We start from the raw sequence: 20,672 nt of genomic DNA on the forward strand, positions 1-20,672 counted from the left end.
AGAATTGTGCTAAAATTTAGTACAAATCTAAAAAGCTTATCAAGAGCGGCTGAGGGACTGGACCGATGACGCCCGGCAACCTGCGTGTCATGCAAGGTGCCGCATCCAGAAAAATGCACAGCATTTTGAAGATAAGGGCTATACCGGGTCACTGTCTTTCATTCCGCTGGATTGAAAGTTTTTTATATGAAAAAAAGATTGAGGGATAAGACAACCGGCAGAAAACAACAGCTGTTTGATTGTCTCCGGGAGGAGGAAAGGAAAAATGCTAACGTATGACACATGGGAAGAGCCGGCGATTACATTTCCGGAAGACGATTCCTATAAAGGCGCGCTGTCCGTTTTAAAATGGGCATACGGCCACTACGGAGACCAGCTTGTTTACGCATGCAGCTTCGGGATTGAAGGCATCGTCCTGATCGATTTAATTTCTAAAGTAAAGAAAGACGCGGAAATCGTGTTTCTCGATACGGGTCTTCACTTTAAAGAAACATATGAAACGATCGAAAAAGTGAAAGAACGTTATCCGGGGCTGAACATTATCCTGAAAAAGCCCAGCCTTACTCTTGAAGAACAAGCCGAGGCTCACGGAGATAAACTGTGGGAAAGAGAACCGAACCAGTGCTGCTACATCAGAAAAATTCTGCCGTTAAGAGAAGCGCTCGCGGGGCATCCGGCATGGCTGTCCGGTCTTCGCCGGGATCAAGGGCCGAGCCGGGCGAATACGAATTTCCTGAATAAAGACGACAAGTTTCAATCGATTAAAGTATGCCCGCTGATCCATTGGACATGGAAAGACATCTGGAGATATACTTCCAAGCATGAGCTGGATTACAATATCCTCCATGATCAGGGGTATCCGAGCATCGGCTGTGAACCGTGCACTTCACCTGCGTTTACCGCGGAAGATTTGCGGAGCGGCAGATGGAACGGCATGGCGAAAACAGAATGCGGACTGCATGAATAAAGGAGCTGCACGATGGAATTAGCCGCTATTTTATTCTGCCTGTTTTTTGCCATGAATATCGGAGCCAGCGGAGCCGCGGCTTCAATGGGAGTCGCTTACGGGTCCGGCGCCGTTAAAAAGAAAACGTATGCGCTGATCATCTGCGCGGCCGGAGTCCTGTCAGGGGCGGTTATCGGCGGCGGTGAAGTCGTTAAGACGATCAGCGGCGGAATCATTCCCGAACAAACCATTACGCTCACCATTGTCTGCATTATTATCGGATCGGCGGCGCTATCGTTATTCACGGCGAATGTGCTGGGCATTCCGCTGTCGACGAGTGAGGTCACTGTCGGGGCGATTGTCGGTGTCGGCGTCGCGTACAAAGTATTGTTTTTACAGCATCTTTTGGTCATCGTGAGTTTTTGGGTGCTCGTACCGTTTGTCGCGTTCTGTTTCACGTTTCTCGTCTCGAAGGTATTCAGTTCTCTGAATATTCGAGTCATTTCGAATCGGAAACAGAAGATTTTAGGGATTGTGCTGCTGATTGCGGGGTTTTGGGAAGCTTTTTCAGCCGGAATGAACAATGTCGCAAATGCGGTGGGCCCTCTGGTTGCGGCGGGCGTGCTCAGCGTGTCCAAAGGAACGCTGTACGGAGGCATCTTTGTCGCTTTCGGCGCTCTGCTTTTAGGACGTAAAGTGCTTGAAACCAACGGGAAAAAGATTACGAGATTTTCAGCCGGAGAAGGCATACTGCTTTCAGGAACCGGCGCGGGGCTTGTCATTATCAGTTCCGTCTTCGGTCTGCCGGTCCCATTGGCGCAAGTCACATCATCATCAATTATCGGTATCGGAATGGCCAAAAACGGGCCGAACGTTTTTCATAAAGAAGTCGTGAAAACGATGCTCAAAGTATGGGTCGTTTCGCCGTTTTTGTCACTGTCGATTTCGTATCTGCTTGTCTCCCTGCTGTTAAAAGGAGATTACTATTCCATCTTTATGATGGCCAGCGTGCTTTTGGCAGCTGGCGGAGCCGCCAGTCTGATGAAAGCCATCCGAAAAGAGAAACGCTCTGTCCATGAACAAGGCGGAGGCATTTAACTATTAATCTGAGTTTATTTATCTGTTAACTGGGAGGAATCATGTATTATGAGTTTAGCACCGCACGGAGGAACATTAATTAATCGGGTGAATGAGCAGTATGATCTTACATCCGTCCAAAAAGAAATTGAGCTTGATTTGATTTCGTTCGCTGATTTAGAGCTGATCGGGATCGGGGGGTACAGCCCGATTGAAGGATTTTTCACAGAAAAAGATTACGTGTCAGTCGTTGAAAATATGCGTCTGGCATCCGGGGCTGTCTGGTCCCTGCCGATCACGCTTCCGGTCGATTCAGAAAAAGCGGCTGAGCTTGCCGTCGGCGACACGGTGAAATTGACTTACGGCGGAGAAACATACGGCGTAGTCGACATCGAAGATATTTATACGCCGGATAAACAAAAAGAAGCCGTTCACGTGTATAAAACCGATGATGCCGCGCATCCGGGCGTGAAAAAATTATTTTCACGCGGCGATACGTATGTCGGCGGGCCGATCACATTAATTAAAAAAGCGTCAAAGCAGTTTCCTGAGTTTACATTTGAACCTGCCGATACAAGACGAAGCTTCGAAGAAAAGGGCTGGAAAACCATTGTCGGTTTCCAAACGAGAAATCCGGTCCACCGCGCCCACGAATATATCCAAAAAACCGCGCTTGAGACGGTTGACGGCCTGTTTTTGAACCCGCTCGTCGGTGAAACAAAATCAGATGACATTCCGGCGGATGTCAGAATGGAAAGCTACCAGGTGCTGCTCGATCATTATTATCCGAAAGACCGCGTTTTCCTCGGCGTATTTTTGGCGGCTATGCGGTATGCGGGGCCGAGAGAAGCCATTTTCCACGCGCTTGTCCGCAAAAACTACGGCTGCACGCATTTCATCGTCGGCCGCGATCATGCCGGCGTCGGTGATTACTACGGCACATATGAAGCGCAAGAGCTGTTTGATCAATTTACAGCGGATGAACTCGGTATTACACCGATGAAATTCGAGCACAGCTTCTTCTGCCGGAAATGCGGCAACATGGGAACGGCCAAAACATGCCCGCATGAAAGAGAAGACCACGTCATTCTGTCAGGAACAAAGGTCAGAGAAATGCTGCGAAGCGGCGTCATGCCGCCGGCGGAATTCAGCCGTCCTGAAGTTGTCGAGGTGTTGATTAAAGGGCTGAAAACGAAAGAAGAAGCAGGCGTTTCTTAAGGAGGAAAATAGAGTGACAAATCGTGATATCGTGTGGCATGAAGCCTCAATAACGAAAGAAGAATACCAGCAGAAAAACAAGCATAAAAGCTCTATCCTCTGGCTGACGGGCTTAAGCGGTTCAGGGAAATCCACGATTGCAAACGCCGCAGCGCGCGAGCTGTTTGAACAAGGCTATCAAGTCATCGTGCTTGATGGTGATAACATCCGCCACGGCTTAAACAAGGACTTAGGTTTTTCCGATGATGACCGCAAGGAAAATATACGCCGCATCGGGGAAGTGGCGAAGCTTTTCGTTCAGCAGGGAACCATCGTCATCACGGCTTTTATTTCTCCGTTCCGTGAGGACAGAGATCAGGTGAGAGAGCTTGTGGCAGAGGGCGAATTTAATGAAATCTATGTTAAATGCGACCTCGATATATGTGAAAAGCGCGATCCGAAAGGTTTATATAAAAAAGCAAGAAATGGTGAAATTCCGTTCTTTACGGGGATCGACTCACCGTATGAAGAGCCGAAAGCGCCTGAGCTCGTACTTGATTCAGGCAAATGTGAACGCGAAGAATGCACCGGAAGACTGGTTGACTTTGTGAAAAACAGCTTAGCATAATAGGTCCAAAAAGGCCGCGCAATCAGCCGGATATCCCCCGCAATGGCGGGATATGGTAAAATAGCTGAAGTGCGGCCTCGCGGCTGTTCTGGGAAGATTTCAAAACGGATCGGGGAGACATGCTATGGGGAAAGTATTTATCGTTGGAGCCGGTCCGGGAGATCCGGACTTATTAACGGTGAAGGCAATGAAAGCCATACAGAAAGCGGACGTTATATTATATGACAGATTGGTAAGCAAAGAGATTTTACAGTATGCCGGAGAAGAGGCGGATCTGATTTACTGCGGCAAGCTCCCGGATTTTCACATTATGAAACAGGATACGATCAACCGTTTCCTTGTGAAGTATGCGAAAAAGGGAAAAACCGTTGTAAGGCTCAAGGGAGGCGACCCGTTTGTTTTCGGCCGCGGAGGCGAAGAAGCGGAGGCTCTCGCGCAAAACGCCATTCCGTTTGAGATCGTTCCCGGCATTACATCAGGAATCGCGGCTGCTGCTTATGCCGGCATTCCCGTGACGCACAGAGAGGTGAGTTCCAATGTCGCATTCGTTACGGGGCATTATAAACAAGAAGACGACTTTGAAGAAAAATGGAAAGCGCTGGCGACGGGTATTGATACGCTGGTGATCTATATGGGAATTAAAAATATCCGGCAGATTGAAAGAATGCTGCTGGAAAACGGCAGAGACGCCGGCACCCCGGCAGCCTTTATTCATTGGGGAACGACGGACAGGCAAAAAACAGTCGTCTGCACCGTCGGCACGCTTTCAGACACCGTGATAAAAGAAGAAATCAAAAACCCGAGCTTAATTGTTATCGGTGATGTCGTCAATTATCACTGCAAACTGGACTGGTATGCATCTGATCAGAAAAATCTGGATTTGAGCGAGGCGTTGTAAATGAAGCAGGCGATTTTATACATCGGGCACGGAAGCAGGCTGAAAAAAGCGCAGACAGAGTCGGCGGCGTTTTTAAAAGGGTGCATGCCGCACGCTGACGCTCCCATTCAGGAAATTTGTTTTTTAGAACTGCAGGAACCGTCTATTGAAGCGGGATTTGAAGCATGTGTCAGACAAGGCGCCACTCATATTGCGGCCGTGCCTTTACTGCTGTTGACCGCTGCCCACGCAAAACATGACATTCCGGCTGAAATCGCCCGTGCGGCGGCCCTGCATCCCGATATAAAAGTGACATATGGTGTTCCGATCGGAGTGGACGATGAAGTCGTAAAAGCGGTGCATCATCGCATTGAAGATACCGGAGTGCCCATTGAGCAGGCGAAAGTGGTGCTGATCGGAAGAGGAAGCACAGATCCGGCAGTTAAAAACGCAGTCAGTGAGATTGCCGGAAAACTTGAGGCGATTACACCTGTTAAAGAAGTCATCCCTTGTTTTTTAACAGCATGTGACCCGCATTATAAAGAAGTGTTTGCCGGCCTTGAAGAGGATGACGGAGCACCCGTTTTTATCGTTCCATATCTTCTGTTTACCGGGCTTTTAATGACTGAGATTGAACGGGAAGTTCAAAAGCTTCAAACGATCAATCAAAATGTTCATCTCGCTTCATACTTAGGTTTTCACCCTCATATTAAGCAGGCGTTTTTGAACCGTGTGTCAGAAGCTGTTCGAAACCCCGGCGGTCAGTTTGATTTTAAGGGGGGACAGTATGCTGCCTCTGCACATTAATTTAAGCGGAAAAAGAATTATCATCGCGGGCGGAGGCAATGTTGCCTTAAGAAGGCTCAAAACGGTGCTTCCGGAAGGCGCGGATATTACTGTAATCAGTCCCGATGCCCTGCCTGAAATTAAACAGCTGGCAGATGAAGGACGTATCCGCTGGGTTTCCCGTAAAATTGAAATGAAGGATCTCGCGCCCGCTTTTTTCATCATTGCCGCGACAAATGACCGCAGTGTGAATCAGGAGATAGCCGCGAGCGCTTCTGAAACGCAGCTGGTCAATTGTGTAAGCGATGCTGAACAGGGCAGCGTGTATATGCCGAAGATCATTCGCAAAGGGCGCATTCAAGTATCCGTATCAACAAGCGGCGCAAGCCCGGCACATACGAAAAGACTGGCTGAGGACATAGAGCCTCTCATTACTGCTGATTTGACTGAAGAAGTGGATCGATTATTTGAGAAAAGAAGAAGACCATAAAAAACACCTTGTCTGTCATCGGGCAGGGTGTTTTTTATACTGTCCTGACAGTCCGTCGAATGTGAACAATTCAAAACGAAAGCGGGCAGTTTGAACGGTATATGCCGACAAGCGGTCAGGGTTGCGAAGTGATGCGGAATATGTATCTGATCCCAATTCCGCCTGGATTCCGCCCGTATACAAAGGAAAGGCCAGAGACCCGCCCGGATGTGCTCAGGTGCGGCGAGGGAAGTTGACAGCATCCGCCGCCAAATCAAGGTGTGACCGCTTTAATCACAGACGGCCCCGGCGGATCAGGCAGACATGACGGGAAACTGATCAGATATTGTAAAGATCGGTTCTGACGGCTGGGAAAGTTTCGTCTCCGTTTATACGTAATAAAAAACACCTCCAAGCTGAGTGCGGATTTCAGCTTGGAGGTGCGTTTATTTTTTCAGCCGTATGACAAGGTCGGCATCAGGTGTGACAAATACGGTGTGCTGGCTGTCATAGGTGACAAATCCGGGCTTTGCGCCGTTTGGCTTTTTCACGTGTCTGATTTTTGTATAATCAACGGGAACGGAGCCGGAATCTTTCGCTTTGGAAAAATAAGCGGCGATCGCAGCCGCCTCCAGTATGGATTGTTCATCCGGATCGCTGCTTTTAATCACAACGTGGGAACCCGGAATGTCTTTCGTGTGGAACCATAAATCATCCCTTGCGGCAGCTTTTGTCGTTAAGTACTCATTTTGTTTATTGTTTTTGCCGACAAGAATCGTCAATCCCCGTGAAGATTCATATTGCTCCAAAACAGGAACGTGCTGCTTCTGTTTTTTCTGTCCCCGCTGCTGTTTCGGTCGCAAATATTTGCCTTCCACAAGCTCTTCCCTTATTTCGTGAATATCCTTTGTGGAGGCGGAGGAGAGCTGCTGGATCAGCTGATCGAAATAAGCGATTTCCTCCTCGGCCAGACGGATCTGTTCTTTTACCACCTCGACGGAATTCTTCGCCTTTTGATACTTTGTAAAATACATCTGCGCGTTTTCTGCCGGTGTTTTGTTCGGATTTAAAGGGATGGTCACTGTCTTACTTTCTTCATCATAATAATTGATGACTTCCGCTTCTTTGTCACCTTTTTTCAGCATATACAAATTTGCCGTCAGCAGTTCGCCGTATAGCTGGAATTCCTTCGCATTCTCTGAGTAGTCGAGCGTCTTTTCCAGCTTTTTTATCTTATTGGCGTTCTTTTTCCTTTCATTTGCGACAAACCGCTCGAGATCCTGAGCCTGCTGTTTGACGCGGTCGCGTTCCGCCTTGCCGAAATAAAACCGGTCCAACAGCTCACTCAGTGAGTGAAAGGTGCGCTCCTCTCCGTTTACATGTGTGAGAGACAGGAGATAAAAGTATTCCTTTCCGCCGGCTGTTGTAATGTTCGGTGTAAATCTGCAATCTTTTACGGCATGGAACATTTCAATCAGCGTCTTCGGCAGCGTTATTTTATTAGCGAGACCCGCTCTGTGAACGGCTTCTTTTGCAAACAGCGGAGAAACACCGGAGAAATGTCTGACGATCTGCTGGTCAAGCCGTCCTTCCTGGAAACTGAGATAACGCAAAACGTCTTCTTCATCCGCGGCAAGCGGCGAAATTTTTTCCTGAGCGGGAGGAAGCTTGTAATCATAGCCCGGCAGAACGGTCCGGTAGCTGTTCATCGACGGAGATAGATGTTTCAGCCCGTCGATGATGGCTCCTTCTCCGTCAGTCAGAATAATATTGCTGTGCCGCCCCATAATTTCAACATACAGCGTTCTGACGGTTTCGTCGCCGATTTCATTTCTGCTTTTTATGCGGAATATCATAATCCGGTCTAATCCGGCCTGTTCTATTTTCTCAATAAATCCGCCTTCTATATGCTTTCTGAGCAGCATACAAAACATCGGCGGCTCGCTCGGATTTTCATAGGCCTGGTTTGTCATGTGCACCCGTGAATAGCTCGGATGCGCCGATAATAATAATTTATGGTTTTTTCCGTTAGCGCGGATATGGAATATCACATCGTGCTTAAAAGGCTGATGGACTCTCGTAATCCGGCCTCCGGCGATCCGGCTGTTTAATTCATGTGTCATTCCGTATGTAAACATGCCATCAAAAGACATATAAAACACCCTTTCCTTCTTCCTGCATTCGATAATTATAGCATGAAAAGGGACGAGTCAGAATAAGCTTGTTTACAGAGTGACATCTCTAAAGCGAGGGCAGGGGAGTGGACGAGAAGAATGAAGTTTCATGAAATGGGACAAACCGATTTGCTGAAAGCAACAAATACGTCCATTAAACAGGGGTTGAGCGAAAAAGAGGTGAAAAAACGCCTTGAAAAGCACGGACCGAACGAGCTTCAGGAGGGCAAGAGGACACCGGCGATCGCCGTGTTTTTCGCCCAATTTAAAGATTTTATGGTGCTCGTGCTGCTGGCGGCAACCTTAATATCCGGGTTTTTAGGCGAATATGTAGATGCCGTAGCGATTATGGCGATTGTATTTGTCAATGGGGTTCTCGGTTTTTTTCAAGAGCGGCGTGCGGAAAAGTCTTTACATGCATTAAAAGAGCTGTCAACGCCGTATGTGTCAGCGTTGCGGGACGGGAGCTGGAAGAAAATTCAGTCCAAGGAGCTCGTTCCCGGCGATATCATGAAATTTTCAAGCGGCGACCGGATTGGCGCGGATGTGCGGATCGTTGAAGCGAAAAGCCTTGAAATTGAGGAATCGGCGCTGACCGGGGAATCAATTCCGGTTGTTAAACAAGCTGATAAACTGAGAAAGCCGGATGTTTCGTTAGGCGACATCAGCAATATGGCGTTTATGGGTACGATCGTAACGCGCGGCAGCGGTGTCGGCGTCGTCGTCGGTACAGGAATGAATACGGCAATGGGGAAAATCGCCGATATGCTGGAATCCGCCGGCAGCCTTTCAACACCGCTGCAGCGAAGACTTGAAGAGCTCGGCAAAATTTTAATTATCGTCGCGCTCCTTTTAACGGTATTGGTCGTTGCAGTCGGCGTCTTACAGGGACATGAGCTTTACAGCATGTTTTTGGCCGGAGTGTCATTGGCCGTCGCCGCGATTCCGGAAGGGCTTCCCGCCATTGTTACGGTGGCCTTATCAATCGGCGTCCAGCGCATGATCAAACAAAAATCAATTGTCAGAAAGCTCCCGGCGGTTGAAACATTGGGCTGCGCCTCTGTCATTTGTTCTGATAAAACCGGCACGCTGACACAAAACAAAATGACCGTCACCCATATGTGGTCAGGGGGAAAAACATTTAAAGTGTCAGGCATCGGCTATGAGCCGGAGGGCGTTTTCACCCGAGATGAGCGGGAAATCAAGCCGAAAGATGAAAAGATTCTTGAACAAATGCTGGTTTTCGGCGCGTTGTGCAACACATCCGAAATCGCACTGAAAGACGGCCATTATGTACTCGACGGTGATCCGACAGAAGGAGCGCTGCTGACGGCTGCAAGAAAGGGCGGCTATTCAAACGATTGGCTCAGCGGGCAATACCGCGTGGTTGCCGAGTTTCCGTTTGACTCCGTCCGCAAAATGATGACCGTCATTGTAGAGGATCAGGAAAAAAAGCAGTTCGTCATCACTAAAGGAGCGCCCGATGTGCTGATTGACCGCTCGTCACATCTGATGTACGACGCAAGAAGCGCGCCATTTTCAGGAGAAAAGAAAGCAGAAACGGAAGCGGTTCTGAAAGAGCTGGCGTCGCAAGCTTTGCGTACGATCGCGATTGCTTATAAACCGCTTAAGCCCGGAGAAAAGCCGACAATGGAGCAGGCGGAAAAAAATCTGACGATGCTCGGCTTGTCAGGCATAATTGATCCGCCCCGTCCGGAGGTCAGACAGGCGATTAAAGAATGCCGTGAAGCCGGCATTAAAACGGTTATGATCACAGGGGATCACGTTGAAACGGCAAAGGCCATTGCGAAAGATTTGCGTCTTCTTCCGAAAAAGGGGCGTGTGATGGACGGCAAGACGCTGAATGAGCTTACGGAGAAAGAACTTATCGAAACGGTCGATGATGTCTACGTCTTCGCACGCGTGTCGCCTGAACATAAATTGAAAATCGTCAAAGCGTTCCAGGAAAACGGACACGTCGTCGCCATGACGGGAGACGGGGTTAATGACGCGCCGGCCATAAAGCAGGCAGATATCGGTGTTGCCATGGGCGTGACGGGAACGGATGTGGCAAAGGAAGCCTCTTCTCTCATTCTGGTAGATGATAACTTTGCTACGATTAAATCAGCCATAAAAGAGGGACGGAATATCTATGAAAATATAAGAAAATTCGTCCGGTATTTGCTCGCCTCCAACGTCGGTGAAATTTTAGTGATGCTGTTTGCGATGCTTCTCGCTCTGCCGCTGCCGCTCGTTCCGATTCAGATATTGTGGGTGAACTTAGTCACTGACGGGCTGCCGGCGATGGCCCTCGGTATGGATCAGCCGGAAGGAGATCTGATGAGGCGGAAGCCGCGGCATCCGAAAGAAGGAGTGTTTGCGAGAAAACTGGGCTGGAAAGTCGTATCAAGAGGGTTTTTAATCGGAGCCGCAACCATTTTAGCGTTTATCATCGTCTATCACCGCAATCCTGAAAATCTGCCCTACGCACAGACCGTTGCATTCGCGACTCTTGTCCTGGCTCAGCTTATACACGTGTTTGACTGCCGGAGCGAAACGTCTGTTTTCTCCCGGAATCCGTTTGAAAATATCTATCTGCTCGGCGCCATCATTTCTTCTATCTTCCTGATGGTCATCGTCATCTATTATCCGCCGCTGCAGCCGATTTTCAAAACAGTGCCGATTACGCCGGGCGATTGGATGCTGATTATCGGTATGTCGGGCATACCTACTTTTTTGCTGGCAGGTTCACTTTTGACAAGAAAAAAATAATTCCATATGATATAATCTTAGGGGTAATAGCATGTCTATTGCCCTTTTATTTTGATAACGGGAAAGAATTGGGTGTTTCATATGATACGGAGTATGACAGGCTTCGGCAGCGCAAGCAGCACAAAAGGCGATCTCTCGGCAACCGTTGAATTGAAATCCGTCAATTACCGGTTCAAAGAAGTGAACGCCCGCCTGCCACGGCCTTTGCTATATGTAGAGGATAAGCTGAAACAAACGATATTGCAGCATATACAGCGCGGAAGAGTAGAGCTGTTTCTCACTGTAAACAGTGACGCGCTCATAAAAAGAAGCCTGAACATCGATTGGGAGCTCCTTGATGAATATGTGAGCGCCGCACGCGTCATGAAAGAGCGCTACAGCCTGGCCGCAGAACCCGATGCAATGGATTTCTTTAAATTTGAACATATTGCGCAGATACACGAAGAACAGATGCGTGATGACAAGCTTGAAGAAGTCATCAGGGAAGCCGCTGAGCTGGCTGTAAAGGAACTTTGTGACATGAGGGAAAAAGAAGGACGGCTTTTGGCGGAAGACTGCTTTCTGCACATTGAGCGGCTTGAGACGCTTTCCGAACAGGTGAAAGAGCGCGCTTCGGCCGTTGTTATTCAGTACCGCGAACGTCTTTACGCCCGAATGAAGGAATGGACGGAGGACGCGCTCGACGAAAGCAGGCTGATCACGGAATGCGCCATTTTCGCCGACCGTTCTGATATTACGGAAGAAATTACCAGATTGAAGAGCCATTTTGTTCAATTCCGTGATATATTAAAAGAAGGCGGGGCAGTCGGCCGCAAACTTGATTTCCTTGTTCAGGAGCTTAACCGGGAAGCGAACACGATCGGCTCAAAAGCCAATGATCATCAAATCACAAAGCTTGTCGTTGAAATGAAAAGTTCTATTGAAAAATTGAAGGAACAAGTGCAAAATATAGAATAGCGACTGTGCGTATTGTTTACAGACGGTCTCTTCAGGTTACACTAGAGACGTCTATTTTACAGGGGGAACGTAGAAGATGACGATTAAACTGATTAATATCGGATTTGGCAATATCATCTCCGCCAATCGGATGATTTCGATTGTCAGCCCGGAGTCTGCGCCAATAAAGCGAATGATCCAGGATGCAAGAGACCGCGGAATGCTAATAGACGCTACATACGGACGAAGAACCCGTGCAGTTGTCGTCATGGATAGTGATCACATTATCTTATCTGCCGTCCAGCCTGAGACAGTTGCACACAGACTTTCTGTGAAAGAAGAAATTATGGATGAAGGGCAGGGGTAATTGCCGCATGAAAGAAAGAGGGTTATTAATCGTTCTCTCAGGTCCCTCCGGAGTTGGAAAAGGAACGGTTCGGCAAGCAATATTTTCACAACAGGATACGAAATTTGAATACTCAATTTCAGTCACGACGAGAAACCCGAGAGAGGGCGAGGTCGACGGCGTCGATTATTTCTTTAAATCTAGAGATGAATTCGAACGCATGATTGAAAACAACAAACTGCTTGAGTGGGCGGAATATGTCGGCAACTATTACGGAACGCCCGTTGATTATGTCGAACAGACGCTTCAAGAAGGAAAAGACGTCTTCTTAGAGATTGAAGTGCAGGGCGCGCTCCAAGTGCGGAATGCATTTCCGGAAGGCCTGTTTATCTTCTTAGCGCCGCCGAGTCTTTCTGAGCTGAAAAACAGAATCGTAACAAGAGGGACTGAAACCGACGATTTAATCGAAAACAGAATGAATGCCGCAAAAGCTGAAATCGAAATGATGGACGCGTATGATTATGTCGTTGAAAACGACGATATCCAAACGGCTTGTGATAAGATTAACGCAATCGTTCTCGCCGAGCACTTAAAACGTGAACGCGTCGCTCCGAGATATAAGAAAATGCTGGAGGTAGAATAACTTATGTTAGATCCGTCAATTGACTCTTTAATGAATAAATTAGATTCTAAATATACGCTGGTGACCGTGTCTGCAAGACGCGCGCGTGAAATGCAGATCAAAAAAGACCAGCAGATTGAACATACCATTTCTCACAAATATGTAGGCAAAGCTTTAGAAGAAATTGACGCGGGCCTGCTTTCGTTTGAAAGAGAAGACAGCAAATAACAAGCACACGTAGCAACCTATCTCTACATAGGTTGTTATTTTTTTCCGTTTGGGATTTGTCCAATGCTTTCATAAAGGGGAGAAGACTTCATGAAAAACCGAAACATTTTGCTATGCGTAAGCGGAGGAATTGCCGTTTATAAAGCTTCCGCACTCACGAGCAAGCTGGTTCAGGCCGGCGCAAACGTCAAAGTGATTATGACTGAGTCCGCGCGTGAGTTTGTTTCTCCGCTGACATTTCAGGCGCTGAGCCGGAATGAAGTGTATACAGATACATTTAATGAACAAAATCCGAAGGTGATTTCTCATATTGATGCCGCTGACTGGGCGGATTTAATTATTGTCGCGCCCGCTACGGCAAATATCATCGGAAAGCTTGCCAACGGAATTGCTGACGATATGCTCACAACGACGGTGCTGGCGGCTGAGGCCCCGGTTTGGGTGGCGCCTGCGATGAATGTCCATATGTATGATCATCCGGCGGTGAAACGGAACATATCTGTGCTTTATCAGGACGGGGTCCGCTTTATCGAGCCGAGTGAAGGCTATTTGGCATGCGGATATGTCGGCAAAGGAAGGCTGGAGGAGCCGGAGCTTATTGTTGAGCGTGTCAGAGAGCATTTTAAGGAGCCTGAAGACGATGCGCCGCTGAAAGGAAAACATATTGTCATTACGGCCGGTCCGACGCGCGAAGCCGTGGACCCTGTCCGCTTCTTCACAAATAAATCCACCGGCAAAATGGGCTACGCCGCTGCTGAAGCCGCCGTCCGTCTCGGGGCGCGGGTGACGCTGATTTCAGGCCCGGTGTCAATAGAGCCGCCAGTCGGGCTGTATCAGTTTCTTCCTGTGCAATCGGCAGCCGATATGAGAGAAGCTGTGCTTTCTGTGTTTGATTCATGCGACATGGTGATTAAGACGGCGGCCGTGGCCGATTTTACGCCGGCTGCTGTTTCTGATCACAAAATGAAGAAGAAAGACGGTTCGCTCGTGATCGAATTCAACCGTACGGCAGACATACTGAAAGAACTCGGCGAACGGAAAACACACCAGCTGCTGGTCGGATTTGCGGCTGAAACGCAAGACGTCGAACGCTATGCGCGCAGAAAACTCGAACAGAAAAACCTTGATATGATCGTTGCGAATGATGTGAAAGCAGAAGGAGCCGGATTTGGCACGGATACGAATGTCGTCACCTTCTATTTCCGGGACGGAAGAAAACGGGAGCTTGCGCTTATGTCTAAACTTGACGTTTCCTTTGAAATGCTGAAGGAAATGACCGCTTTGAAAGCCGAGGACCGAAAACCCGTATGAATGTAGCAGAAGTCATTGTCGATGTCAGCTCCAAAAACATTGACAGACCCTTTGATTACAAAATTCCCGATCATTTAAAAGGGATGATCGAAGTCGGCATGCGGGTGATTGTCCCGTTTGGCCCGCGCAAGCTTCAAGGATTTGTGACCGGTTTGAAAGATTCGTCTGAATTAAACGGCGGCTCAATGAAGGAAGTCGAGAAGCTTCTTGATTTGACGCCCGTTCTGACTGAGGAACTGATGCAGCTGTCTTCATGGCTTTCTGACAAAACGCTGTCGTTTAAAATCACGGCGCTTCAGGCAATGCTGCCCGCCGCACTGAAGGCGAAGTACGAGAAAGAGCTGAAAGTCGTTGACGAAGAAGCGCTGACACCGGACATCAAACAGCTTTTCAGGAATCAAAAAAGTCTTCTGTACTCGGATATTACCGATGAAAGCATTCTTTCGTCACTTCAAAAATTCGTGCGCAAAGGAAGCATTGATGTCACATATAAAGTCGCCCAAAAAACGAATAAAAAAATGATCCGCATGATCGAAGCGGGGGCAGACAAAGAAGAACTCGCCCGGCACGCAGATTCATTGACAAAGCAGGCTTCTAAACAGCTCGCCGTGCTTACTTATTTTATCGGTGGGGGAGCAAAGATTTCCGCGGCCGAACTTTGCAAAAAGACCGATTCCAGTTCAGCGACGCTGAAAACGCTTCTTAAAAAGGGGCTTCTTACGGAAAGCTTTGAGGAGGTTTACCGCGATCCTTATCAGGACAGAATGTTCAAAAAAACAGAGCCGCTCTCTCTTACAGAAGAGCAGCGGGCCGCTTTTGAGCCGATTAAACAAGCTGTAGCCGACCATGTCCATCACGTCTTTCTGCTTCACGGCGTCACGGGAAGCGGCAAGACGGAAATTTACCTGCAATCCATTGAAAAAGTGCTGGCAAAAGGACAAGAAGCCATCGTGCTCGTTCCGGAAATCTCGTTGACACCGCAAATGGTCAACCGTTTTAAAGGCCGCTTCGGCTCACAGGTTGCGGTCATGCACAGCGGATTATCCACAGGTGAAAAATACGATGAATGGCGGAAGATTCAGCGCAAGGAAGTCCGGCTTGTCGTCGGAGCCAGATCGGCCATCTTTGCCCCGTTTGAAAATCTCGGCATGATCATTATTGATGAAGAGCACGAATCTTCCTATAAGCAGGAGGAAATGCCGCGGTATCATGCAAAGGACGTAGCCATCCGCCGGGCCGAGCATCACAGCTGTCCGGTCGTCCTCGGGAGCGCCACGCCGACATTGGAATCATTTGCGCGGGCGAAAAAAGGCGTTTATGAGCTGCTTCCGTTAAAACATCGCGTAAACCGCCAGCTCATGCCTGACGTTTCTCTCGTTGATATGAGAGAAGAACTGAGAAACGGCAACAGATCAATGTTTTCAAGAGAGCTGATGGAACAGCTGGAAGAGAAGCTTGCAAAAAAAGAGCAGGCCGTCCTTTTTCTGAATAAACGGGGGTATTCCTCATTTGTGATGTGCCGGGACTGCGGTTATGTGCCGCAATGTCCGCATTGCGACATTTCAATGACTTATCACCGCTACGGACAAAGGCTGAAATGCCATTACTGCGGCCATGAGGAACCTGTACCGGGAACATGCCCGGAATGCGGCAGCGAACATATCCGCTTTTTCGGCACGGGAACGCAGCGTGTGGAGGAGGAGCTTACCAAAGTGCTGCCTCAGGCGCGCGTAATCAGGATGGATGTGGACACCACTTCAAGAAAAGGCGCCCATGAAAAACTGTTGTCAGCGTTCGGTGAAGGGAAGGCGGATATCCTGCTCGGTACGCAAATGATCGCAAAAGGGCTTGATTTTCCGAACGTGACGCTCGTCGGAGTATTAAGCGCAGATACGACGCTTCACATCCCAGATTTCAGGGCCGCGGAGAAGACATTCCAGCTGCTGACGCAGGTAAGCGGACGGGCCGGGCGGCATGAAAAGCCGGGAACGGTGGTCATTCAAACGTATACACCGTCTCATTACAGCATTCAGCTGACGAAAACGCACGACTATGAAACTTTTTTTCAGCAGGAAATGGCGCACAGACGGGCCCAGTCATACCCGCCTTATTATTACGTGGCGCTGGTGACTGTTTCTCATGAAGAAGCGGCAAAAGCCGCGGTCACCGCAGAAAAGATTACAAACTATTTAAGAGCGGGATGCGGGCCTGACACGAAAATTCTCGGGCCGGCTGCTTCCCCGATCGCCAGGATCAAAGATAGATATCGCTATCAATGCGTGATAAAATACAGACAGGAAAACGAGTTGCAGATTCAGTTGAAAAAGATACTGGAGCACTATAAACGCGACATTGCGCAAAAGCATGTAATGATTTCAATCGATATGAATCCCTACATGCTGATGTAACATTAGTTTTTGGAGGGCAAAATTTTGGCTGTGAAAAAAATCGTCACACACCCGGCGGAGGTTCTGGAAACACCTGCCGATGAAGTGACAGTGTTTGATAAAAAATTAAAAAAACTGCTTGACGATATGTACGATACGATGCTTGAAATGGATGGCGTCGGCCTCGCCGCGCCGCAAATCGGCATTTTAAAAAGAGCGGCCGTCGTGGACATCGGTGAAGAAAGCGGCCGGATCGACCTTGTAAATCCGGTTATTCTTGAAAAGAGCGGTGAACAGACCGGAGTCGAGGGCTGCTTAAGCTTTCCCGGGGTTTACGGCGATGTCACCCGCCCGGATTACGTAAAGGTAAAAGCCCACGATCGTAAAGGAAAACCGTTTATTTTAGAAGCGGAGGGTTTTTTGGCCAGAGCCGTTCAGCATGAAATGGATCATTTAGACGGCATTTTATTCACATCAAAAATTACGGCTTACTACACTGAAGAAGAACTGGCAGAAATGGAAGGATGATTGGATGACAAGGATCGTTTTTATGGGAACGCCCGACTTTTCAGTTCCCGTCCTGCGCACGCTTATTGAAGACGGGTATGAAGTGGTTGGCGTCGTTACGCAGCCTGACCGCCCGAAAGGCAGAAAAAAAATCATGACGCCCCCTCCTGTAAAGGCTGAAGCTGAACGTCACGGCATTCCCGTGCTTCAGCCCGAAAAAGTAAGGCTCGAAGAAGAAATAGAAAAAGTGCTCAGCCTGAAGCCGGACCTGATTGTTACGGCGGCATTCGGACAGATCCTGCCCAAGCAGCTGCTGGACGGCCCGAAATACGGCTGTATCAACGTACACGCGTCACTATTGCCTGAATTAAGAGGCGGAGCGCCGATACATTATTCGATTCTCCAAGGAAAGAAGAAAACGGGCGTGACGATCATGTATATGGTTGAAAAGCTTGATGCGGGCGATATGATTTCTAAAATCGAAGTGGAAATTGATGAAACGGATAACGTCGGAACGCTACACGACAAATTAAGCATAGCGGGGGCAAAGCTTTTGTCAGAGACCGTCCCGAACGTCATTTCCGGAAATATTAAACCGATCAAACAGGACGAATCAAAAGCGACTTACGCGCCTAACATTAAGCGTGAGCAGGAGCGGATTGATTGGGCAAAGCCCGGGGAAGAGATTTACAACCAGATCAGAGGTTTAAACCCTTGGCCTGTCGCCTATACAACTTTGAACGGTCAAAATATTAAAGTATGGACTTCTGAAAAAGTTGCGGCGAAAACTGAAGCTGCGCCCGGAACAGTCATCCGTACGGAGCAAAACGGGATTGTCGTCGCAGCAGGAAACAGCACCGCCCTTTTAATCACAGAGCTGCAGCCGGCGGGAAAAAAACGGATGAAGGGCGAAGATTTTGTAAGGGGCAAAAATGTGCAGCCCGGTGACGTGTTAGGAGAAGCAAATGAAGAAAATTAATGTCCGGGAGCTCGCTCTTGAAGCGCTTGAGAAGCTTGAGCAAAATCAGGCATACAGCAACCTGCTTCTTACATCGGTTATCAAAACGAACACGCTCAGCGATCAGGACAGAGGACTCCTGACAGAGCTTGTCTACGGAACGCTGCAAAATAAAATCGCCTTAGACTATATGCTGAAGCCTTTTATCCGCAAGCCGAATAAGGTGAAACCGTGGGTGATTCAGCTGCTTCGTCTGTCCGCGTATCAAATGGAGTATTTAGAAAAAATTCCGGATCGCGCCGCCATTCATGAAGCGGTTGAGATCGCCAAAAAACGCGGGCATAAGGGCATTGCGTCCTTTGTCAACGGCATCCTCCGCTCCCTGCAGCGTGAAGGGGCGCCGTCATTCGCTGAAATTGAAGACCCGGTTCTCCGTCTTTCTACAGAGACAAGCCATCCCGAATGGCTCGTTAAAGAGTGGATCGAGGCGTACGGCTTTGAGGCGGCTGAAAAGATCTGCCGGATTCATCTCATTCCGCCTAAGCAGACGCTCCGTGTCAATCACATAAAGAGCGACAGGGAAACGGTGCTGAATGAGATGGAGAAAGCCGGTCTGGAAGCGGAAGCCGGAGACCTTTCTCCTGATGCGATTAAGCTTTTAAAAGGAAGCATCGCGAACACGGCATTTTTCCAAAACGGCCGGGTATCCATACAGGATGAAAGCTCAATGCTTGTCGCGCGGGCACTGGACCCGAAGCCGGGCGAAACCGTTTTAGACGCATGCGCCGCACCGGGCGGAAAGTCGGCTCACATTGCGGAACTGATGGAGAACGAGGGGAGCCTCACATCGCTTGATCTTCACCGCCATAAAGTGAAGCTGATTAAAGAGGGCGCAGAACGGCTCGGGCTTACAATCATCGACGCGCAAACGATGGATGCGCGAAAAGCGGGAGAGGCCTTTGGCGCAGAACGGTTTGACCGTATTCTCGTTGATGCCCCTTGCTCAGGTTTCGGCGTCATCAGAAGAAAACCCGATATGAAATATACGAAGACGCCGGAGGACAGCAGACGGCTGTCAGAAATCCAGCTCGGCATTTTAAGGGAAATCGCCCCATTAGTAAAAAAAGGTGGCACACTCGTATACAGTACGTGTACAATGGACCGGACAGAAAATGAAGAAGTTATGCATGCGTTTATACAAGAACACCCTGAGTTTGAACCCGATTTGTCTCTTGAAAAGCGGCTGCCTGAAAAGGCGAGACCCTTTGTTCAGGATGGAAGCCTTCAAATTCTTCCGCATTATTTCGGAACAGACGGTTTCTTTATTAGCAGCATGAGAAAGAAGGGATAAAAAATGACACAATTAAAAAAGACAAGCGTACGGAAAGAGCTGCGGACTGAGCAGCCGTCCATTTACTCTTTTGAATTAGATGAAATCAAACAATGGCTGACCGAGAATGGCGAAAAGCCGTTCCGCGCGGCACAGATTTTTGAATGGCTCTATGAAAAGCGGGTTTCTTCATTTGATGAAATGACAAACCTCTCAAAAAGCCTGCGTGAAAAACTCGAGAGCAATTTTGTGCTGACAACGCTGAAAACGGCTGTAAAACAGACATCTCAAGACGGCACGATGAAATTTTTATTTGAGCTTCATGACGGTTATACGATCGAAACGGTTTTAATGAGACACGAGTATGGTAATTCTGTATGTGTAACGACACAGGTCGGCTGCCGGATCGGCTGCACATTTTGCGCGTCAACGCTCGGCGGACTGAAACGGAATCTTGAAGCGGGAGAAATCGTCGCTCAAGTCGTGAAAGTGCAAAAGGCGCTTGATGAAACGGATGAACGCGTCAGCTCAGTCGTCATCATGGGAATCGGAGAGCCGTTTGATAATTTCAATGAAATGCTCGCTTTCTTAAAAATCATTAACCACGATAAAGGGCTGAACATCGGAGCGCGTCATATCACAGTTTCCACTAGCGGAATCATTCCGAAGATTTACGATTTCGCCGATCAAAAAATGCAGATCAATTTCGCGATTTCTCTGCATGCTCCGAATACAGAAATCAGAAGCCGTCTGATGCCGATTAACAAAGCCTATAAGCTTCCTGACCTTATGGAGGCCGTCAAATATTACATCGAGAAAACAGGCAGACGGATCAGCTTTGAATACGGGCTGTTCGGCGGCGTAAATGATCAGGTCGAACATGCAGAAGAGCTTGCAGAACTGTTAAAAGACGTGAAATGCCATGTCAATTTAATTCCGGTAAACTATGTGCCTGAACGGGATTACGTCCGCACACCGAGAGATCAGATTTTCGCATTTGAAAAAACGTTAAAATCCCGCGGTGTAAATGTCACGATCAGAAGAGAGCAAGGCCATGACATTGACGCGGCCTGCGGTCAGCTTCGCGCGAAGGAGCGTCAAGACGAGACGAGGTGAAGAGG

19 protein-coding genes and 1 riboswitch are annotated in these 20,672 nt (G+C 48.5%); of the genes, 18 read left to right on the forward strand and 1 reads right to left on the reverse strand.

Features of this window, described 5'->3' with window-relative positions:
* Positions 1-33: 33 nt before the first annotated feature.
* A riboswitch (SAM riboswitch) is annotated at positions 34-138 on the forward strand.
* Between the two features lie 127 nt (positions 139-265).
* The 7 genes from HWY38_RS08935 to HWY38_RS08965 all read left to right on the forward strand — a co-directional run bounded on the left by HWY38_RS08935 (position 266) and on the right by HWY38_RS08965 (position 6,001).
* The gene (locus HWY38_RS08935; protein ID WP_003154369.1) at positions 266-967 is read left to right on the forward strand and encodes a phosphoadenylyl-sulfate reductase; all 702 of its coding nucleotides are present in this window, start codon (positions 266-268) and stop codon (positions 965-967) included.
* Positions 968-979: 12 nt separating this feature from the next.
* A complete protein-coding gene (locus HWY38_RS08940) occupies positions 980-2,044 on the forward strand; it encodes an inorganic phosphate transporter (RefSeq protein WP_032874850.1) in 1,065 nt (354 codons plus the stop codon).
* Between the two features lie 48 nt (positions 2,045-2,092).
* On the forward strand, positions 2,093-3,241 hold the full coding sequence (gene sat / locus HWY38_RS08945; RefSeq protein WP_032874852.1) for a sulfate adenylyltransferase: 1,149 nt from the start codon (positions 2,093-2,095) through the stop codon (positions 3,239-3,241).
* Between the two features lie 13 nt (positions 3,242-3,254).
* Positions 3,255-3,848, forward strand: coding sequence for an adenylyl-sulfate kinase (gene cysC / locus HWY38_RS08950; RefSeq protein WP_007611313.1), 594 nt, complete (start codon positions 3,255-3,257; stop codon positions 3,846-3,848).
* A gap of 124 nt (positions 3,849-3,972) precedes the next feature.
* Positions 3,973-4,746 (forward strand): uroporphyrinogen-III C-methyltransferase, encoded by a 774-nt coding sequence (gene cobA, locus HWY38_RS08955; protein ID WP_224181683.1) that lies wholly within the window; start codon positions 3,973-3,975, stop codon positions 4,744-4,746.
* Positions 4,747-5,532: a sirohydrochlorin chelatase gene (locus HWY38_RS08960; RefSeq protein ID WP_020955802.1), complete on the forward strand. Its 786-nt coding sequence runs from the start codon at positions 4,747-4,749 to the stop codon at positions 5,530-5,532.
* Positions 5,513-6,001, forward strand: coding sequence for a bifunctional precorrin-2 dehydrogenase/sirohydrochlorin ferrochelatase (locus HWY38_RS08965; protein WP_044801409.1), 489 nt, complete (start codon positions 5,513-5,515; stop codon positions 5,999-6,001). The genes HWY38_RS08960 and HWY38_RS08965 overlap by 20 nt, the downstream gene beginning before the upstream one ends.
* A gap of 425 nt (positions 6,002-6,426) precedes the next feature.
* Here the strand turns inward: HWY38_RS08965 and HWY38_RS08970 are convergent, their stop codons facing one another.
* Positions 6,427-8,133, reverse strand: a complete 1,707-nt coding sequence (locus HWY38_RS08970; protein WP_224181684.1) for an NFACT family protein — start codon at positions 8,131-8,133, stop codon at positions 6,427-6,429.
* Between the two features lie 120 nt (positions 8,134-8,253).
* Between HWY38_RS08970 and HWY38_RS08975 the strand changes: the two genes are divergently transcribed.
* The 11 genes from HWY38_RS08975 (at position 8,254) to rlmN (ending at position 20,667) form a co-directional block, all read left to right on the forward strand.
* The gene (locus HWY38_RS08975) at positions 8,254-10,926 is read left to right on the forward strand and encodes a calcium-translocating P-type ATPase, SERCA-type (protein ID WP_224181685.1); all 2,673 of its coding nucleotides are present in this window, start codon (positions 8,254-8,256) and stop codon (positions 10,924-10,926) included.
* Positions 10,927-11,007: 81 nt separating this feature from the next.
* Entirely contained in the window at positions 11,008-11,883 is an 876-nt protein-coding gene (locus tag HWY38_RS08980) for a YicC/YloC family endoribonuclease (protein ID WP_014417740.1), read from the forward strand.
* A 76-nt stretch (positions 11,884-11,959) separates the two neighbouring features.
* Positions 11,960-12,229, forward strand: a complete 270-nt coding sequence (gene remA / locus HWY38_RS08985; RefSeq protein WP_003154355.1) for an extracellular matrix/biofilm regulator RemA — start codon at positions 11,960-11,962, stop codon at positions 12,227-12,229.
* Between the two features lie 7 nt (positions 12,230-12,236).
* Entirely contained in the window at positions 12,237-12,851 is a 615-nt protein-coding gene (gene gmk / locus HWY38_RS08990) for a guanylate kinase (protein WP_003154347.1), read from the forward strand.
* 3 nt (positions 12,852-12,854) lie between these two features.
* Positions 12,855-13,058 carry a DNA-directed RNA polymerase subunit omega gene (gene rpoZ, locus HWY38_RS08995; RefSeq protein WP_224181686.1) on the forward strand — a complete coding sequence of 68 codons (204 nt, stop codon included), beginning with the start codon at positions 12,855-12,857 and terminating at the stop codon, positions 13,056-13,058.
* Between the two features lie 90 nt (positions 13,059-13,148).
* The gene (coaBC, locus tag HWY38_RS09000; RefSeq protein ID WP_003154345.1) at positions 13,149-14,369 is read left to right on the forward strand and encodes a bifunctional phosphopantothenoylcysteine decarboxylase/phosphopantothenate--cysteine ligase CoaBC; all 1,221 of its coding nucleotides are present in this window, start codon (positions 13,149-13,151) and stop codon (positions 14,367-14,369) included.
* Positions 14,366-16,777 (forward strand): primosomal protein N', encoded by a 2,412-nt coding sequence (gene priA / locus HWY38_RS09005; protein ID WP_053573428.1) that lies wholly within the window; start codon positions 14,366-14,368, stop codon positions 16,775-16,777. Before coaBC ends, priA begins: the two co-directional genes overlap by 4 nt.
* Before the next feature lie 24 nt (positions 16,778-16,801).
* The gene (gene def / locus HWY38_RS09010; RefSeq protein WP_029325903.1) at positions 16,802-17,284 is read left to right on the forward strand and encodes a peptide deformylase; all 483 of its coding nucleotides are present in this window, start codon (positions 16,802-16,804) and stop codon (positions 17,282-17,284) included.
* A 4-nt stretch (positions 17,285-17,288) separates the two neighbouring features.
* Positions 17,289-18,242 (forward strand): methionyl-tRNA formyltransferase, encoded by a 954-nt coding sequence (gene fmt / locus HWY38_RS09015; RefSeq protein ID WP_105937736.1) that lies wholly within the window; start codon positions 17,289-17,291, stop codon positions 18,240-18,242.
* Entirely contained in the window at positions 18,229-19,572 is a 1,344-nt protein-coding gene (gene rsmB, locus HWY38_RS09020) for a 16S rRNA (cytosine(967)-C(5))-methyltransferase RsmB (protein WP_224181687.1), read from the forward strand. Before fmt ends, rsmB begins: the two co-directional genes overlap by 14 nt.
* A gap of 3 nt (positions 19,573-19,575) precedes the next feature.
* Positions 19,576-20,667, forward strand: coding sequence for a 23S rRNA (adenine(2503)-C(2))-methyltransferase RlmN (rlmN, locus tag HWY38_RS09025; RefSeq protein ID WP_003154339.1), 1,092 nt, complete (start codon positions 19,576-19,578; stop codon positions 20,665-20,667).
* The last annotated feature ends 5 nt before the right edge of the window (positions 20,668-20,672 follow it).

This window comes from Bacillus sp. KS1 (genome assembly GCF_020075515.1).
Taxonomy (GTDB): Bacteria; Bacillota; Bacilli; order Bacillales; family Bacillaceae; genus Bacillus; species Bacillus velezensis.

What these genes read in the sequence shown, in the direction of transcription:
- HWY38_RS08935 (WP_003154369.1), top strand. Translation starts at nt 266, where the DNA reads ATGCTAACGTATGACACATGGGAAGAGCCGGCGATTACATTTCCGGAA.
- HWY38_RS08940 (WP_032874850.1), top strand. Translation starts at nt 980, where the DNA reads ATGGAATTAGCCGCTATTTTATTCTGCCTGTTTTTTGCCATGAATATC.
- sat (WP_032874852.1), top strand. Translation starts at nt 2,093, where the DNA reads ATGAGTTTAGCACCGCACGGAGGAACATTAATTAATCGGGTGAATGAG.
- cobA (WP_224181683.1), top strand. Translation starts at nt 3,973, where the DNA reads ATGGGGAAAGTATTTATCGTTGGAGCCGGTCCGGGAGATCCGGACTTA.
- HWY38_RS08960 (WP_020955802.1), top strand. Translation starts at nt 4,747, where the DNA reads ATGAAGCAGGCGATTTTATACATCGGGCACGGAAGCAGGCTGAAAAAA.
- HWY38_RS08965 (WP_044801409.1), top strand. Translation starts at nt 5,513, where the DNA reads ATGCTGCCTCTGCACATTAATTTAAGCGGAAAAAGAATTATCATCGCG.
- HWY38_RS08970 (WP_224181684.1), bottom strand. Translation starts at nt 8,133, where the DNA reads ATGTCTTTTGATGGCATGTTTACATACGGAATGACACATGAATTAAAC.
- HWY38_RS08975 (WP_224181685.1), top strand. Translation starts at nt 8,254, where the DNA reads ATGAAGTTTCATGAAATGGGACAAACCGATTTGCTGAAAGCAACAAAT.
- HWY38_RS08980 (WP_014417740.1), top strand. Translation starts at nt 11,008, where the DNA reads ATGATACGGAGTATGACAGGCTTCGGCAGCGCAAGCAGCACAAAAGGC.
- remA (WP_003154355.1), top strand. Translation starts at nt 11,960, where the DNA reads ATGACGATTAAACTGATTAATATCGGATTTGGCAATATCATCTCCGCC.
- gmk (WP_003154347.1), top strand. Translation starts at nt 12,237, where the DNA reads ATGAAAGAAAGAGGGTTATTAATCGTTCTCTCAGGTCCCTCCGGAGTT.
- rpoZ (WP_224181686.1), top strand. Translation starts at nt 12,855, where the DNA reads ATGTTAGATCCGTCAATTGACTCTTTAATGAATAAATTAGATTCTAAA.
- coaBC (WP_003154345.1), top strand. Translation starts at nt 13,149, where the DNA reads ATGAAAAACCGAAACATTTTGCTATGCGTAAGCGGAGGAATTGCCGTT.
- priA (WP_053573428.1), top strand. Translation starts at nt 14,366, where the DNA reads ATGAATGTAGCAGAAGTCATTGTCGATGTCAGCTCCAAAAACATTGAC.
- fmt (WP_105937736.1), top strand. Translation starts at nt 17,289, where the DNA reads ATGACAAGGATCGTTTTTATGGGAACGCCCGACTTTTCAGTTCCCGTC.
- rsmB (WP_224181687.1), top strand. Translation starts at nt 18,229, where the DNA reads ATGAAGAAAATTAATGTCCGGGAGCTCGCTCTTGAAGCGCTTGAGAAG.
- rlmN (WP_003154339.1), top strand. Translation starts at nt 19,576, where the DNA reads ATGACACAATTAAAAAAGACAAGCGTACGGAAAGAGCTGCGGACTGAG.